The sequence below is a fragment of the Pseudomonas sp. SDO5522_S412 genome (assembly GCF_054071215.1).
On the sequence record NZ_JBSVWQ010000146.1, the window covers coordinates 1 to 14361 of the forward strand.

The 14361-nt window shown below is 61.9% G+C and carries 14 protein-coding genes; 11 read left to right on the forward strand and 3 right to left on the reverse strand.

Annotated elements, in window-relative coordinates; genetic code table 11:
• Window positions 1-58: 58 nt before the first annotated feature.
• Window positions 59-1453 carry an argininosuccinate lyase gene (gene argH / locus ACW9I6_RS23175; RefSeq protein ID WP_457339883.1) on the reverse strand — a complete coding sequence of 465 codons (1395 nt, stop codon included), beginning with the start codon at window positions 1451-1453 and terminating at the stop codon, window positions 59-61.
• A 562-nt stretch (window positions 1454-2015) separates the two neighbouring features.
• Here argH and ACW9I6_RS23180 point away from each other — a divergent pair.
• The 7 genes from ACW9I6_RS23180 to ACW9I6_RS23210 all read left to right on the forward strand — a co-directional run bounded on the left by ACW9I6_RS23180 (window position 2016) and on the right by ACW9I6_RS23210 (window position 8414).
• Window positions 2016-2762, forward strand: coding sequence for a LytR/AlgR family response regulator transcription factor (locus ACW9I6_RS23180; protein WP_003208820.1), 747 nt, complete (start codon window positions 2016-2018; stop codon window positions 2760-2762).
• Between the two features lie 138 nt (window positions 2763-2900).
• Window positions 2901-3842 (forward strand): hydroxymethylbilane synthase, encoded by a 942-nt coding sequence (gene hemC / locus ACW9I6_RS23185; protein ID WP_008439333.1) that lies wholly within the window; start codon window positions 2901-2903, stop codon window positions 3840-3842.
• A complete protein-coding gene (locus ACW9I6_RS23190; RefSeq protein ID WP_371135986.1) occupies window positions 3839-4606 on the forward strand; it encodes a uroporphyrinogen-III synthase in 768 nt (255 codons plus the stop codon). Before hemC ends, ACW9I6_RS23190 begins: the two co-directional genes overlap by 4 nt.
• An 18-nt stretch (window positions 4607-4624) precedes the next feature.
• Window positions 4625-5743, forward strand: a complete 1119-nt coding sequence (locus ACW9I6_RS23195; RefSeq protein WP_003208826.1) for a uroporphyrinogen-III C-methyltransferase — start codon at window positions 4625-4627, stop codon at window positions 5741-5743.
• A 5-nt stretch (window positions 5744-5748) separates the two neighbouring features.
• Window positions 5749-6990 carry a heme biosynthesis protein HemY gene (locus tag ACW9I6_RS23200; protein WP_003208828.1) on the forward strand — a complete coding sequence of 414 codons (1242 nt, stop codon included), beginning with the start codon at window positions 5749-5751 and terminating at the stop codon, window positions 6988-6990.
• Window positions 6991-7227: 237 nt separating this feature from the next.
• Complete coding sequence (locus ACW9I6_RS23205) at window positions 7228-7749, forward strand: disulfide bond formation protein B (protein ID WP_003208831.1); 522 nt, start codon at window positions 7228-7230, stop codon at window positions 7747-7749.
• Window positions 7750-7955: 206 nt separating this feature from the next.
• Window positions 7956-8414, forward strand: coding sequence for an Rsd/AlgQ family anti-sigma factor (locus tag ACW9I6_RS23210; protein WP_008439329.1), 459 nt, complete (start codon window positions 7956-7958; stop codon window positions 8412-8414).
• Window positions 8415-8467: 53 nt separating this feature from the next.
• Here the strand turns inward: ACW9I6_RS23210 and ACW9I6_RS23215 are convergent, their stop codons facing one another.
• Window positions 8468-9133, reverse strand: a complete 666-nt coding sequence (locus tag ACW9I6_RS23215) for an FKBP-type peptidyl-prolyl cis-trans isomerase (RefSeq protein ID WP_003208833.1) — start codon at window positions 9131-9133, stop codon at window positions 8468-8470.
• A gap of 192 nt (window positions 9134-9325) precedes the next feature.
• Between ACW9I6_RS23215 and ACW9I6_RS23220 the strand changes: the two genes are divergently transcribed.
• Window positions 9326-10477, forward strand: a complete 1152-nt coding sequence (locus tag ACW9I6_RS23220) for an AlgP family protein (protein WP_457339884.1) — start codon at window positions 9326-9328, stop codon at window positions 10475-10477.
• Here ACW9I6_RS23220 and ACW9I6_RS23225 read toward each other — a convergent pair.
• Complete coding sequence (locus tag ACW9I6_RS23225) at window positions 10474-10935, reverse strand: TIGR02444 family protein (RefSeq protein ID WP_008439308.1); 462 nt, start codon at window positions 10933-10935, stop codon at window positions 10474-10476. The two genes, ACW9I6_RS23220 and ACW9I6_RS23225, sit on opposite strands and share 4 nt — an antisense overlap.
• A 50-nt stretch (window positions 10936-10985) precedes the next feature.
• Between ACW9I6_RS23225 and ACW9I6_RS23230 the strand changes: the two genes are divergently transcribed.
• The 3 genes from ACW9I6_RS23230 (at window position 10986) to ACW9I6_RS23240 (ending at window position 14295) form a co-directional block, all read left to right on the forward strand.
• A complete protein-coding gene (locus ACW9I6_RS23230; RefSeq protein WP_003208841.1) occupies window positions 10986-12896 on the forward strand; it encodes an ATP-binding cassette domain-containing protein in 1911 nt (636 codons plus the stop codon).
• Window positions 12896-13459 carry a mechanosensitive ion channel family protein gene (locus ACW9I6_RS23235; protein WP_003208843.1) on the forward strand — a complete coding sequence of 188 codons (564 nt, stop codon included), beginning with the start codon at window positions 12896-12898 and terminating at the stop codon, window positions 13457-13459. Before ACW9I6_RS23230 ends, ACW9I6_RS23235 begins: the two co-directional genes overlap by 1 nt.
• A 203-nt stretch (window positions 13460-13662) precedes the next feature.
• Window positions 13663-14295, forward strand: a complete 633-nt coding sequence (locus ACW9I6_RS23240; protein ID WP_003208844.1) for a LysE family transporter — start codon at window positions 13663-13665, stop codon at window positions 14293-14295.
• Window positions 14296-14361 lie beyond the last annotated feature (66 nt).

Consider the following 14361-nt stretch of genomic DNA (forward strand, 5'->3'; position numbering starts at 1 on the left):
ATCGAGTTCCACCTTTGGAATGCAGTCGAATGTGGGAGCGGGCTTGCTCGCGAAGCTTTTAGCGGCTGGCGAGCAATGCCTGGCCGCGAACCACGGCAGCCTTCACCTGCGCCGGCGCAGTCCCGCCGATATGGTTACGGGCATTCACCGAGCCTTCCAGGGTCAGCACCGCAAACACGTCCTGCTCGATCTGGTCGCTGAACTGGCGCAGTTCTTCCAGGCTCATTTCCGCCAGGTCCTTGCCGGTGTCCACGCCGTACTTCACGGCATGTCCGACGATCTCGTGGCAGTCGCGGAACGGCAGGCCACGGCGTACCAGGTAATCCGCCAGGTCTGTGGCGGTGGAGAAACCGCGCAGGGCCGCTTCACGCATGATGGCGTGCTTGGGCTTGATCGCCGGGATCATGTCGGCAAAGGCTCGCAGCGAGTCGCGCAGTGTATCGGCGGCGTCGAACAGCGGTTCCTTGTCTTCCTGGTTGTCCTTGTTGTAGGCCAGCGGTTGGCCTTTCATCAGGGTCAACAGGCCCATCAGCGCACCGAATACACGGCCGCTCTTGCCGCGTACCAGCTCCGGCACGTCGGGGTTTTTCTTTTGCGGCATGATCGAGCTGCCGGTGCAGAAGCGGTCCGGCAGGTCAATGAACTGGAATTGCGCGCTGGTCCACAGCACCAGCTCTTCGGAGAAGCGCGACAAGTGCATCATCGCAATGCTGGCCGCGGCGCAGAATTCGATGGCGAAGTCACGGTCCGACACGCCGTCCAGGGAGTTGCCGCCCACGGCGTCGAAACCCAGCAGCTGCGCGGTGTATTCGCGGTCGATCGGGTAGGTGGTGCCAGCCAGTGCAGCGCTGCCCAGAGGCATGCGGTTGGCGCGCTTGCGGCAGTCCACCAGGCGCTCGTAGTCGCGGCTGAGCATTTCGAACCAGGCCAGCAGATGGTGGCCGAAGGTCACAGGCTGTGCGGTCTGCAGGTGGGTGAAGCCGGGCATGATGGTGCCGGACTCACGCTCTGCCTGCTCCAGCAGGCCTTTTTGCAGGCGGGTGATTTCTGCCAGGATCAGGTCGATCTCGTCCCGCAGCCACAGGCGGATATCGGTAGCCACCTGGTCGTTACGGCTGCGACCGGTGTGCAGTTTCTTGCCGGTCACACCGATGCGGTCGGTGAGGCGGGCCTCGATGTTCATGTGCACGTCTTCCAGGTCGACGCGCCAGTCGAAGGTGCCGGTTTCGATCTCGCCACGGATGGTGGTCAGGCCGTCGATGATGCTGTCGCGCTCGGCGTCGGTCAGCACGCCGACCTTGGCCAGCATCGTGGCGTGGGCGATCGAGCCCATGATGTCGTGGCGGTAGAGGCGCTGGTCGAAAGTGACGGAGGCGGTGAAGCGCGCGACGAAGGCGTCGACGGGTTCACTGAAGCGGCCGCCCCAGGACTGGTTGGTCTTGTCGGTGCTCATGGATTCGCTCGTGATCTGCTGGAAAGAGGGCATGAAAGTGTGGCGCCGATAATAACAGGGTTGCCCCCGGAGGCGACGATGGCGGGGCGGGGCATTTTTATTTGTTTCCAAGATGGCTAAGTGCCTTGCCCCCGGACTCGCGCAGGACGAGACTGGAGCCAGGACCGATCGGGGGGGAAACTTGCGGTCCTTGGTCAAACAAAGCGTGTTTATTGAAACGATATTTGACGATTGAGCAATATCGTCTTCGCCAGCGTCTACAGTTGCACTGATAGAGCTTCGCGCTGACGGAAGGTGCACTGCACCAATGCCGGGCGATGAGGTCGAACTCCAGGCTATCCATTAGAGAGGGGGTGTTCGTATTGTGTATCAGCAAACCCTACGACGATGCCCGAAGGCAGCAGGCTTTGGGCGCGATTGAACAGGTCCGGGTAAATATTGGTGCCACTCTCGGGGCACTTTTTGCCGCTCGCGCTAGTCTTAGCGTGGATCGCCGTGACGGAAGTCACCGCACCTGTCTACGCTATCCTTGTGCGAGACTCACGCAGGAATCCAGCGCAATATGAATGTCCTGATCGTTGATGACGAACCCCAAGCCCGCGAGCGACTGAGCCGTTTGGTCAGTGAACTCGAGGGTTACAATGTCCTTGAGCCGAGCGCCACCAGTGGCGAGGAAGCCTTGGCCCTTATTGACAGCCTCAAGCCGGACGTCGTGTTGCTCGACATCCGCATGCCGGGCCTTGATGGCTTGCAGGTGGCTGCCCGCCTGAGCGAGCGAGAATCGCCGCCTTCGGTGGTGCTGTGCGCCTCCCAGGATGAGTTCTCTTCCGAGGCCCTGGATGCCAGCGGCGCCAGTTTCCTGGTCAAGCCGATCAATGCCGATGCGTTGCTTCGCGCCTTGAAAAAGGCCGAGCGTCCCAATCGTGTCCAACTGGCAGCCTTGACCCAGCCCGCAGCCCAGGGCGGCAACGGGCCGCGTAGCCATATCAGCGCCCGTACCCGCAAGGGCATCGAGTTGATTCCCCTGGACCAGGTGGTCTACTTCATCGCCGATCACAAGTACGTGACCTTGCGTCACGAGGCTGGTGAAGTGCTGCTCGATGAGCCACTCAAGGCGTTGGAAGATGAATTTGGCGACCGCTTTGTGCGCATCCACCGCAATGCGCTGGTGGCCCGCGAGCGAATCGAGCGTCTGCAGCGCACGCCGCTTGGGCACTTTCAGCTGTTCCTGAAGGGCCTCAATGGCGACGCCCTGATCGTCAGCCGGCGCCATGTCGCCGGTGTGCGCAAGATGATGCAGCAGCTTTAGCCCGAGGGCTGACGCGAGCTTCACCGCCCATATCCCGGTGCGACGCGGCCAGGGAGGCCCCGCACTTGCTGATTCAAATCAAAGCGCATTTGCCTGAGCTGTTATTATCTGCCGTATCTATTCAGTACGGATTGATCCATGTCCTCTCGCGAAATCCGCATCGCCACCCGTAAAAGCGCCCTGGCCTTATGGCAGGCCGAATACGTCAAAGCACGCCTTGAGCAGGCTCATCCTGGCCTGAAGGTGTCCCTGGTGCCCATGGTCAGTCGCGGCGACAAGCTGCTTGATTCGCCACTGTCGAAAATCGGCGGCAAGGGCCTGTTCGTCAAGGAGCTGGAAACCGCGCTGCTGGAAAACGAAGCCGACATCGCCGTGCATTCTATGAAAGATGTGCCCATGGACTTCCCCGAAGGCCTGGGCCTGTTTTGCATCTGCGAGCGCGAAGACCCCCGCGATGCCTTCGTTTCCAATACCTACGCCTCCCTGGATGAGCTGCCGCTGGGCAGCGTCGTCGGCACCTCCAGCCTGCGTCGCCAGGCGCAGTTGCTGACCCGCCGCCCGGACCTGCAAATCCGCTTCCTGCGGGGCAACGTCAATACTCGCCTGGCCAAGCTCGACGCCGGTGAATATGACGCGATCATTCTCGCGGCAGCCGGCTTGATCCGCTTGGGCTTTGAAGACCGCATCACCTCGGCCATCAGCGTCGAAGACAGCTTGCCGGCCGGCGGGCAGGGCGCTGTGGGCATTGAATGCCGCACCGCCGACAGCGAAATTCATGCGCTGCTCAAGCCGCTGGATCACCAGGACACCGAAATTCGCGTCACCGCCGAACGTGCCCTGAACAAGCACCTCAACGGTGGCTGCCAGGTACCGATCGCCTGTTACGCCGTGCTTGAGGGCGAGAACCTCTGGCTGCGTGGCCTGGTGGGCGACCCGAGTGGTGGGTTGTTGCTCACCGCAGAGATTCGCGGGCCGCAAAGCGAGGCCACCAGCCTGGGTATCAAGGTCGCCGAGGAACTGCTGGAAAAAGGCGCCGGTGCCATTCTGCAAGCGGTGTACGGCGAGGCCGGGCCGCAGTGATGCAATGGCGTGTGCTGCTGACGCGGCCTGCCGAGGAGTCGGCGGCCCTGGCGGCGACGTTATCCGAAGAAGGTGTTTTCAGCAGCAGCCTGCCGTTGCTGGAGATTGAAGCGCTGCCTGTCACGCCTGAACAACAGACTGTTTTTCGCGAGCTGGACCGCTATTGCGCGGTGATCGTGGTGAGCAAGCCGGCCGCGCGCCTGGGCTTGCAGTTGTTGGCTCAACACTGGCCGCAACCGCCGGCGTTACCGTGGTTCAGTGTCGGCGCTGCTACGGCGCAGGTGTTGGCCGAGCATGGCCTTGATGTCAGTTATCCCCACGACGGCGACGACAGTGAAGCCTTGCTTGAACTGGTCGCCTTGCGCGAGGCTATCTCGAAGCCCGGCGCCCGGGTGCTGATCCTGCGGGGCGAGGGCGGGCGAGAGCTGCTGGCTGAGCGTTTACGCGAGCAAGGTGCTAGTGTCGACTATCTGGAGTTGTATCGCCGTTTCCTGCCGGACTACGACCGTGCAACGCTGACCCAGCGCATAAACGTGGAACGCTTGAACGGCGTGGTGGTCAGCAGTGGGCAGGGTTTTTTACACCTGCAAGCGCTGGCCGGTACAGATTGGCCCCAGGTGGCACAGCTGCCGTTGTTCGTGCCCAGCCCGCGAGTCGCCGAGATGGCGCGTGCCGCTGGCGCGCAAGAAGTTGTGGATTGTCGTGGCGCCAGTGCCGCGGCTTTGTTAGTGGCGTTACGGAGTGTTTCCGTTCCCACTCTCTAATACGCAAAGGATGGATACGTGAGCGAAACAGCCTTGCCTAAAGATGAAGCTCAGCCCGCGCTTGATGCGCCTGTTGAGACACCGGTCACCACCGCCCCGCGCCGTGGCAACGGCCTGGCCATCGTGGCCTTGTTGCTCGGCGCCGCCGGCGTTGCCGCCGGTGGCTGGGGGATCTGGCAGGTCCGCGCACTGCAGGCGAGCAGCCAGCAACAGCTGGGCCAAGTGCAAACCCTGGACGACCAATCCCAGAGCCTCAAGCAGAGCCAGCAGCAGCTGTCGGCCCGTCTGGGGCAACTGCCCGGCGCCGATGAGCTGGAAGAGCGTCGCCGGCTGGTGGCGCAATTGCAGGGTGATCAACAACGCCTGAGCCAGCGCCTGGAAACCGTGCTGGGGGCCAGCCGCCAGGACTGGCGCCTGGCCGAGGCCGAGCACTTGATCCGCCTGGCCAGCCTGCGTCTTTCCGCCTTGCAGGACATCAACAGTGCCCAGGCACTGGTCCAGGGCGCTGACGAAATCCTCCGCGAACAAAGTGACCCTGGCTCCTACGCCGCCCGTGAGCAGTTGGCCAAGAGCCTCGCCGCGTTGCGCAATATCGAACAGCCCGACCGTACCGGGCTGTACCTGCAACTGGCGGCATTGCGCGATCAGGTCGTGCAGTTGGCGGCCATCGCGCCGGAATACCAACTCCCTGAAGCGGCCAATGATGGGCGTCCGACCACCGACACGGACAGCCGTTGGAGTCAGTGGTGGGCGCAGATCTCGCGGTATTTCCGCATCGACTTCAATCCTGATGACAACATTCGCCCGCTCCTGGCAGGGCAAGGCCTGAACCAGGTGCGCCTGGCCCTGAGCCTTGCACTTGAGCAGGCGCAATGGGCGGCGCTCAACGGCGAGCCGGCGGTGTACAGCCGATCCCTGGGCGAGGCCCGCAGCGTGTTGCAGGACAACTTCAATCAAGACAACCCGCAAAGCAAAGCCATGCTGGCCCGTATTGCCGAGCTTGAGCCCAAGGCCGTCTCGGTGGTCACGCCGGACCTGGCCGCGAGCCTGGCTGCCGTGCAGGCTTACCTTGACCGTCGCCACCTGTCTGCCGAGGAAGCCAAGGCTTCCGCTGGCAAGCCGGCGACCCAGGAGTAAAGCCGATGAAGCGCTTCTATGTGATCCTGGTGCTGGCGATTGCGATCGCCCTGGCACTGGCCGTGGGCATTTCGAAACATACCGGCTACGTGCTGATTACCTATCCCCATGTGCTGCATTACGAGTCCGGGCTGTGGTCGACGCTGGTGGCGTTGTTTGCCATCGGCCTGGTGATCTATTTGGCCAGGGTGCTGCTGGGCCTGGTGCTGACCTCGGGTGGCGTGGTCAATCCGTGGTCGCGGCGCAACCGCAGCCGTCGGGTCCAGGTTGCCATCGAGCAGGGCCAGATGGACCTCGCCGAAGGGCGCTGGGCCAGTGCCGAGCGCCACTTGCACCGTGCGGCCGAAGCCGAACGCCAGCCATTGCTCTACTACCTCGGCGCGGCCCGTGCGGCCAACGAACAGGGCCGTTATGAGGAAGCGGATGGCCTGCTGGAACGCGCGCTTGAGCGCCAGCCCCAGGCCGAACTCGCGGTAGCCTTGAGTCATGCGCAGTTGCAGATGGACCGCGGTGACACCGATGGCGCCCTGGTCACCCTGCAGGCCATGCATGAGCGTCATCCGCATAACGTCCAGGTATTGCGCCAACTGCAGCGGCTGTATCAACAGCGTGGCGATTGGTCTTCGGTAATCCGGCTGTTGCCGGAGTTGCGCAAGGACAAGGTGTTGCCGCCTGCCGAGTTGGCCGACCTGGAGCGACGCGCCTGGGGCGAGAACCTGACCCTGGCTGCCCAGCGCGAAGAGCAGGGCGAGGCCGGGCAGCAATCCCTGGAGCTGGCCTGGCAACAACTGACTTCGGCCCAGCGCCAGGAGCCGCAACTGGTGCTGGCGTACGCCGAACAACTGCGCCAGTTGGGCGCGGACGCCAAGGCCGAAGAAGTGCTGCGCGGTGCCCTCAAGCGCGAGTACGACAGTCATCTGATCCGGCTCTACGGGCTGCTGCGTGGCAGCGATCCGGCGAAGCAGTTGAAGTTCGCCGAAGGCTGGCTCAAGGACCATCCAGGCGATGCCAGCCTGCTGCTGACCCTGGGGCGCCTGTGCCTGCAAAACAGCTTGTGGGGCAAGGCGCGGGATTACCTTGAAAGCAGCCTTCAGGTGCAGCGCAACCCTGAGGCCTGCGCCGAGCTGGCACGCCTGCTGGCGCAGTTGGGCGACACCGAGCGCAGCAACCAGTTGTTCCAGGAAGGCCTGGGCTTGCTGGACAAGCGTTTGCTGGCGTCACCGTTGCCGGTGCCGGCACGGGTTTGAAGTAGGAAACAGAGTAAGGGTTGCCTCAGAATTGTCTGGTGGCCAACCCTTCAATAATGCCCAATAGCTGTAGTCAATACGGCTTGTAGTAAACTCCTACGTAGACGCGCGTTTAATCGCTCGCCTTCTGACGGGATATCCCTACGCTCTCGCGGAATCGTCTGCTCTGGCGCGTATTGAAAGGGGTAAGGTCTTTCCTCTACCGTAACTACCTATCTCTTGCGTTGCGGATAAACAATGTCTTTGGCCCCCTCACGCTCCCTGTTCCTCCTGGCGTTCCTGGCTGGTGCGCTGACGCTGGGCGCGTCCTTTTACCTGGAATACGCCGCGCTTTTGCGGCCTTGTTTCCTGTGCCAGGTGCAACGAATTCTTGTGGCTGCCTTCACGCTGATCAATCTCGTGGCGGCGATTCATGGGCCGAAGCGGTCCGGGATCTACCTGTATTGGGCGGCGAGCATGGGGTGTGCAGTGCTGGGCGCCATTACCGCCGTACGCCAGGTGCTGCTGCAAAATACGCCGCCGGAACAGTTGCCTGCCTGTTGGCCCGGCCTTCAATCCATGATCGAGAACCTGTCGCTGAGAGAGACGTTGGCCTTGATCTTCAAGGGCACCGTCGACTGCGTGGAAATCAACTGGACGCTGTTCGACTTGAGTATTCCCGAGTGGAGCCTGCTGTTCTTCGTGGCGATGCTGATCCTTGGCATCGCGCAGTTCTCGCGGTTGCTGCTGAGCCAGCGTTTTGGCCTTGCACGGCACTGAGAGGTGCCCGCAGGTTGTAGGAAGGGATTAAACACTTGTATGAACTTTCTCTCCTGCGTACCTTGATGCCATAGTCATGCGGGCATAATCTGGCCCGCACGCGTTATTGAAACAGACTGTTCGATGCACCGTTGCCCGGTTGCCGCTTTAACCTTGAAGTGTTGCGCGGGCAGTGTGCGGCGCCCCTATAGGGAAGAGAGATCATCATGCTGGAAAGTTGTCAGAATGCTCAGGAACGCTGGGGTGGGGTGCATAAACTGATCGATGGTTGGTTGAAAGCGCGTCACGAACTGGTTCGGGCCTTTGATGCTCTCGGTGCCAAACCCGAAGCGCTAAGCGAGAACCGCAAGCCGTTGCAGGAATTCTGTGGGGTATTGGTGGATTACGTCTCGGCGGGGCACTTCGGTGTCTACGAGCAGTTGACCAAAGAGGCCGAGGCTTTCGACGATCAACGTGGCCTGGACTTGGCAGAGACGATTTACCCGCGCATCGATGTCATCACCGAGAAGCTGCTGGCGTTCAACGACCTGTGTGATGCCGGCAAGTGCGTTGCAGAAAAATTCAAAGAGCTGGGCGGTTTGCTTCACGAGCGTTTCGAGCTGGAAGATTGCCTGATCGAAGTGCTGCACAACGCTCACAAGGAAGAGTTGACGGCTAAGGCCTGACTCCCCCCGACACAAGAAAACGGTGCGCATTGCGCACCGTTTTTCGTTTGGGCTCAGGCGCCCGCCTTGAGCAATTCGATCTCGAATACCAGCGGCGTATAAGGCGGGATCAGTTCGCCTGCGCCATCAGCGCCATAGGCTTGGTCGGATGGAATCACCAGGCGCCACTTCGCGCCCACCGGCATCTGTTGCAACGCACTGCGCCAGCCATTGATCACACTGTCCAGGCGAAACCACTGAGGTTGTGTGCTCTTGTCGAAGACGGTCCCGTCGGGTAACCGCCCAACATAATTCACTTGCACGCGATCATCGGCCGCCGGTTTCTTCCCGCTGCCAGGGGTCAGTTCGGTCAGCAGGATGCCGTCTGCCAATTCACGCACACCACTTTTGGATTTTTCACTGGCTAAAAATTGTTGCTCGGCAGCGAGTGCCTTTTCACTTTGTGGTGCTCGATTGTCCGGCGCGTTTTGTGCTTCGTGCTGGGCAAGGATCTGTTCGATGCGTGTGTCGTCCAGGGCCAGTGGCTTACCTTGATAGGCCTGTTTGAGTCCGTCGATCAGCGCCTCTACCTGCAACCCAGGCATCTCCTGGCGCAGGCGCTCACCCAGGCTCGCGCCCAGGCTGTAGGCCAGGTCGTGGTCATCTTTGGAGGGGGATTTCTCGCTTGCGTTGGCCACGCAAAGCACCACGCTCAACACTAAAAAAAGGTAACGCGACATGGGCGTTCTCCAGCCGAAAGTGCGATGGATTATGCCAGTGTGAATGCTTAAAAAGTGGCGTGGATTTTCGTTATATCAATAAGAATTTTCGTGCGGTGCAACGCAAGCCAATCGATACTGTCAACATGCCCTAGCGGCGGTAAGAGCAGAGGGCTAGTATGAGCCGCACCCACGTCAGCCAGGAGGTAAACCATGTCGGCCAAACAGAAGCCTGTAAATACCCCGTTGCATTTGCTCCAACAACTTTCGGGCAGCCTGCTCGAACATTTGGAAAGCGCCTGTTCACAAGCCTTGGCTGATGCTGAGAAGTTGCTCGCCAAGCTTGAAAAACAACGCGGCAAAGCTCAGGAAAAACTGCACAAATCCCGCACCAAACTGCAAGGCGCAGCGACCGCTGGCAAAGCCAAGGCACAAGCCAAGGCCAAGGACGCCGTCAAAGAACTTGAGGACTTGCTCGACGCCCTCAAGGATCGTCAATCCGAAACCCGCACCTACATTTCCCAACTCAAGCGTGATGCTTCCGAGAGCCTGAAATTGGCCCAGGGTGTTGGTCGTGTGAAGGAAGCTGTAGGCAAAGTGCTGAGCACCCGTGCTCCGGCTAAGGCCGTTGCAGCCAGCTCAGCGAAGAAGCCAGCCAGCAAAGCAGTCGCCGCCAAGGCACCTGCGAAAGCTGCGGCCAAGCCTGCGGCAAAAGCACCGGCTAAATCGGCTGCCAAACCGGCGGCTAAAACTGCTGCTGCAAAACCAGCTGCCAAGCCAGCCGCTAAAACTGCTGCTGCGAAACCAGCTGCCAAGCCAGCGGCTAAAACTGCTGCTGCGAAACCAGCTGCCAAACCAGCCGCTAAAACCGCTGCTGCAAAACCAGCTGCCAAGCCAGCCGCTAAAACCGCTGCTGCAAAACCAGCCGCCAAGCCAGCTGCTAAAACCGCTGCTGCAAAACCAGCTGCCAAGCCAGCGGCTAAAACCGCTGCTGCGAAACCAGCCGCGAAGCCAGCTGCTAAAACCGCTGCTGCGAAACCAGCTGCGAAGCCAGCCGCTAAACCCGCTGCTGCAAAACCAGCCGCGAAGCCAGCTGCTAAAACTGCTGCTGCAAAACCAGCTGCGAAGCCAGCCGCTAAACCTGCTGCTGCGAAACCAGCTGCCAAGCCGGCCGCCAAACCTGCTGCTGCCAAACCAGCCGCGAAACCTGCCGCCGCCAAGCCAGCACCAGCCAAACCAGCTACTCCAGCTGCGAAGCCTGCGACCCCGGCTGCACCTGCTGCCAGCACCACAGCGCCAACCGCTCCGGCCAGCAGCACGCCTGCACCGGCAGCGCCAAGCGTCACCCCAACCAGCGCTTCCTAAGTGCCGGTAACCGCGGCGCGCAGCTGATGCAGCGCGTCGTGGTCAAGGTTGGCGGCTTCGGCCGCCAGTCCTTCAACCCATGCTTGATGATTCACCTCGGCCATCGGCCAACGCTGCGCCACACCTTCCAGGCGTGATAGCAGCAGCCTTTCTGCATCCAATTCCAAAGCCTTGACCCGCTCCCGTAACGCTCCCAGCTCAGCATCCTGCTGCGCCATGGCCCGCCATCGCGTGCGTACTTGCCGCAGCGGTTCAACCACCTCCGCCTGCCACGGCCCGGCGATCTGCCGCAGTGCCTGCAAGCGCGACGTTTCCGGCGCCACACCCCGCTGCTCCAGCCACAACCCGCACAACACCAGGCACACATCAGCCCCTTGCGCCTGCAAGCGCAGGCACGCGTCCTCGACGCCTGGGCGGGCGTAAGTCGAGAGGGCAAAGCTCCACAGGTCAGCGCACATATTCACACCCAAGCCAGCGGCCAACGAAGCTGGTAGACTCCGCCGCCATTATGATCCGACTTCAAAGCCTAACATTACAGCGTGGCCCGCAACGTCTTCTCGAAGACGCCGAGCTGACCCTGCACGCCGGTCACAAAGCCGGCCTGATCGGTGCCAACGGCGCCGGCAAATCCACGTTGTTCGCCTTGCTGCTGGGTGAGCTGACTCCCGACTCCGGGGATTGTCTGCTGCCGGCCGACTGGCGCATCGCCCATATGCGCCAGGAGATCGACACCCTCGACCGCATTGCGATCGACTACGTGCTCGATGGCGACCTGCGCCTGCGCCAGGTGCAACACGACCTCGCCGAGGCCGAGAAAGCCCAGGACGGCGCCGCACAGGCCCGCCTGCACTCGGAACTGGACAGCGCCGACGGCTACACCGCCGACGCGCGTGCGCGCAAGATGCTTGCCGGCCTTGGCTTTACCAACGAACAGATGGACCGCCCGGTCGCCGACTTCTCCGGTGGCTGGCGCATGCGCCTGAACCTGGCCCAGGCGCTGATGTGCCCCTCGGACCTGTTGCTGCTCGATGAACCGACCAACCACCTGGACCTCGACGCGATCCTGTGGCTGGAAGACTTCCTGAAAAGCTACCCGGGCACCTTGCTGCTGATTTCCCACGACCGGGATTTCCTCGACGCCGTGGTGGACAACATTGCCCACGTCGACCAGAAGAAAATCACCCTGTACCGCGGCGGCTACAGCGCCTTCGAACGCGCCCGTGCCGAACGCCTGGCCCAGCAACAGCAGGCCTACGAGAAGCAGCAGGCGCAGCGCGCGCACATGGAAAGCTACATCGCCCGGTTCAAGGCCCAGGCCACCAAGGCCCGTCAGGCCCAGAGCCGGATCAAGGCCCTGGAGCGCATGGAAGAACTGTCGGCGGCCCACGTCGATTCACCGTTCGACTTTGTGTTCCGCGAGTCGGTGAAAATCTCCAGCCCGTTGCTGGACCTTTCCGATGCCCGCCTGGGCTATGGCGACAAGACCATCCTCGAGAAGGTCAAGTTGCAGCTCACCCCTGGCGCGCGGATCGGCCTGCTTGGCCCCAACGGCGCGGGCAAGTCGACCTTGATCAAAAACCTCTCGGGCGAATTGCAGCCTTTGGCCGGCCGCCTGGTGCGCGGTGAGAACCTGGTGGTGGGCTACTTCGCCCAGCACCAGCTGGACTCCCTCGACGCCAAGGCCAGCCCGCTGCTGCACCTGCAGCGCCTGGCGCCGACCGAACGCGAACAGACCCTGCGGGACTTCCTCGGTGGTTTCGACTTCCGTGGTGCGCGCATTGACGAGCCGGTGCTGAATTTCTCCGGTGGCGAAAAGGCCCGCCTGGCCCTGGCCCTGATCGCCTGGGACCGGCCAAACCTGTTGCTGCTCGACGAACCGACCAACCACCTCGACCTGGAAATGCGCCTGGCGTTGACCATGGCCCTGCAGGAATTCAGCGGCGCGGTACTGGTGGTGTCTCACGATCGCCACCTGCTCAAGAGCACCACGGATAACTTCCTGCTGGTGGCTGACGGCAAGGTCGAGGAATTCGACGGCGACCTGGAAGACTATGCCCGTTGGCTGTCGGACTACCGCCTGCGCAACGCGCCGGTCAGCAACACGCCGGTCAACCCGGACAAGACCGACAAGAAGGCCCAGCGCCAGGCCGCGGCTGCATTGCGTCAGCAACTGGCCCCGCACAAGCGTGAAGCGGACAAGCTGGAAGCCGAATTGGGCAAGATCCACGAGAAGCTGGCGAAGATCGAAACCAGCCTGGGTGACAGCGCCGTCTACGAGCCGGCCCGCAAGGATGAATTGCGCGACCTGCTGGCCGAACAGGCCAAGCTCAAGGTACGTGAAGCGCAGTTGGAGGAGACCTGGATGGAAGCCCTCGAACTGCTGGAATCCTTGCAAGCGGAGCTGGAGGCGCTGTCCTGATGGAAGCGCTGCAACTGCCGCTGCCGGCCCAATGGATCGCGCCGATCTGGGTGGCCGTACAGATTCTGCTGATCCTGTTGGCTGGCTACTTCGCCCAGCGTTTCGTCGCCAAATGCCTGAACCGCCTGGGGGAACGTTATCCGTTCCCGCCGCAGTTGCTGATGCCGCTGCGCGGCGGCCTGCGCTGGCTGATCATGGGCAGCGCGCTGATCTTCGTGCTGGAGCGCCTGGGCGTCTCTGCCACGGTGTTGTGGACGGCGTTGTCGGGTTTTGTGGCGGTGGCCGCGGTGGCGTTCTTCGCCATGTGGTCGGTGTTGTCCAACCTGCTGTGCGCCATCCTGATCTTCACCGTCGGGCCGTTCCGCCTGGGCGATGTGGTCGAGTTGGTGGACACCGTCGACAAGCCCGGCGTCAAAGGCCGGGTGGTGGCGATCAACCTGCTCTACACCACGCTGATCGAAGTGGAAGAGGCCGGTACCGGCAGTGTCATGGTGCAAGTGCCCAACAGCCTGTTCTTCCAGCGCTCGGTGCGCCGTTGGCGCGGCAGCGACGTGCTGCCTTAACCTGTGGCGAGGGAGCTTGCTCCCGCTGGGCTGCGTAGCAGCCCCAAAAAAAGCCGGGAGCGCTACGCACTCCAGCGGGAGCAAGCTCCCTCGCCACAGCAAGCCCCCTCGCCACAAAGGCGCACCCCAAAATTTTTCTAGCCATTTCTCAGCCGGCAGCGTTAGTTTAGAAACATTCAGCAAACTAAGCTCTGAGGTGTGTAATGGCGCTCGACACATGGCTGGCCTTTTTCCTGGCCAGTTGGATCATCAGTCTTTCCCCTGGCGCCGGTGCCATTGCGTCGATGTCCAGCGGCCTGCAATACGGTTTCCTGCGCGGTTACTGGAACGCCCTGGGCCTGCAATTGGGCCTGGCGATGCAGATTGCCGTGGTCGCCGGTGGCCTGGGGGCGATTCTTGCCGCATCCTCCACCGCGTTTTATGCGATCAAATGGTTTGGCGTAGCGTACCTGGTGTACCTGGCCATCAAGCAATGGCGCGCGCTGCCAACCGACCTGAGCGATGACGCGGCGATTCGCCCGATCGGCAAGCCGATGGCGATGATGTTCCGCGGGTTCCTGGTCAACGCCAGCAACCCCAAGGCCCTGGTGTTCATGCTGGCGGTGCTGCCGCAGTTCGTGAACCCGCAGGCGCCGCTGCTGAACCAATACCTGATCCTGGGCGCGACCATGATCTGCGTGGACATGATCGTGATGGCCGGCTACACCGGGCTGGCGTCGAAAGTGTTGCGCCTGTTGCGCACACCGAAGCAGCAGAAACGCATGAACCGTACGTTTGCTGGCTTGTTCGTTGGGGCGGCGGGGTTCCTGGCCAGCTTGCATCGCGCAACGGCGTAACTGACGAAACTGGATCAAAAATGTGGGAGCGGGCTTGCTCGCGAATGCGCAGTGTCAGTCACCAGA

Coding starts and splice junctions, on each gene's coding strand:
- ACW9I6_RS23215 (WP_003208833.1), bottom strand. CDS start 9,133: ATGTCGCGTTACCTTTTTTTAGTGTTGAGCGTGGTGCTTTGCGTGGCC.
- ACW9I6_RS23210 (WP_008439329.1), top strand. CDS start 7,956: ATGCTGGAAAGTTGTCAGAATGCTCAGGAACGCTGGGGTGGGGTGCAT.
- ACW9I6_RS23230 (WP_003208841.1), top strand. CDS start 10,986: ATGATCCGACTTCAAAGCCTAACATTACAGCGTGGCCCGCAACGTCTT.
- ACW9I6_RS23235 (WP_003208843.1), top strand. CDS start 12,896: ATGGAAGCGCTGCAACTGCCGCTGCCGGCCCAATGGATCGCGCCGATC.
- ACW9I6_RS23200 (WP_003208828.1), top strand. CDS start 5,749: ATGAAGCGCTTCTATGTGATCCTGGTGCTGGCGATTGCGATCGCCCTG.
- hemC (WP_008439333.1), top strand. CDS start 2,901: ATGTCCTCTCGCGAAATCCGCATCGCCACCCGTAAAAGCGCCCTGGCC.
- ACW9I6_RS23225 (WP_008439308.1), bottom strand. CDS start 10,935: ATGTGCGCTGACCTGTGGAGCTTTGCCCTCTCGACTTACGCCCGCCCA.
- ACW9I6_RS23220 (WP_457339884.1), top strand. CDS start 9,326: ATGTCGGCCAAACAGAAGCCTGTAAATACCCCGTTGCATTTGCTCCAA.
- ACW9I6_RS23240 (WP_003208844.1), top strand. CDS start 13,663: ATGGCGCTCGACACATGGCTGGCCTTTTTCCTGGCCAGTTGGATCATC.
- argH (WP_457339883.1), bottom strand. CDS start 1,453: ATGAGCACCGACAAGACCAACCAGTCCTGGGGCGGCCGCTTCAGTGAA.
- ACW9I6_RS23180 (WP_003208820.1), top strand. CDS start 2,016: ATGAATGTCCTGATCGTTGATGACGAACCCCAAGCCCGCGAGCGACTG.
- ACW9I6_RS23205 (WP_003208831.1), top strand. CDS start 7,228: ATGTCTTTGGCCCCCTCACGCTCCCTGTTCCTCCTGGCGTTCCTGGCT.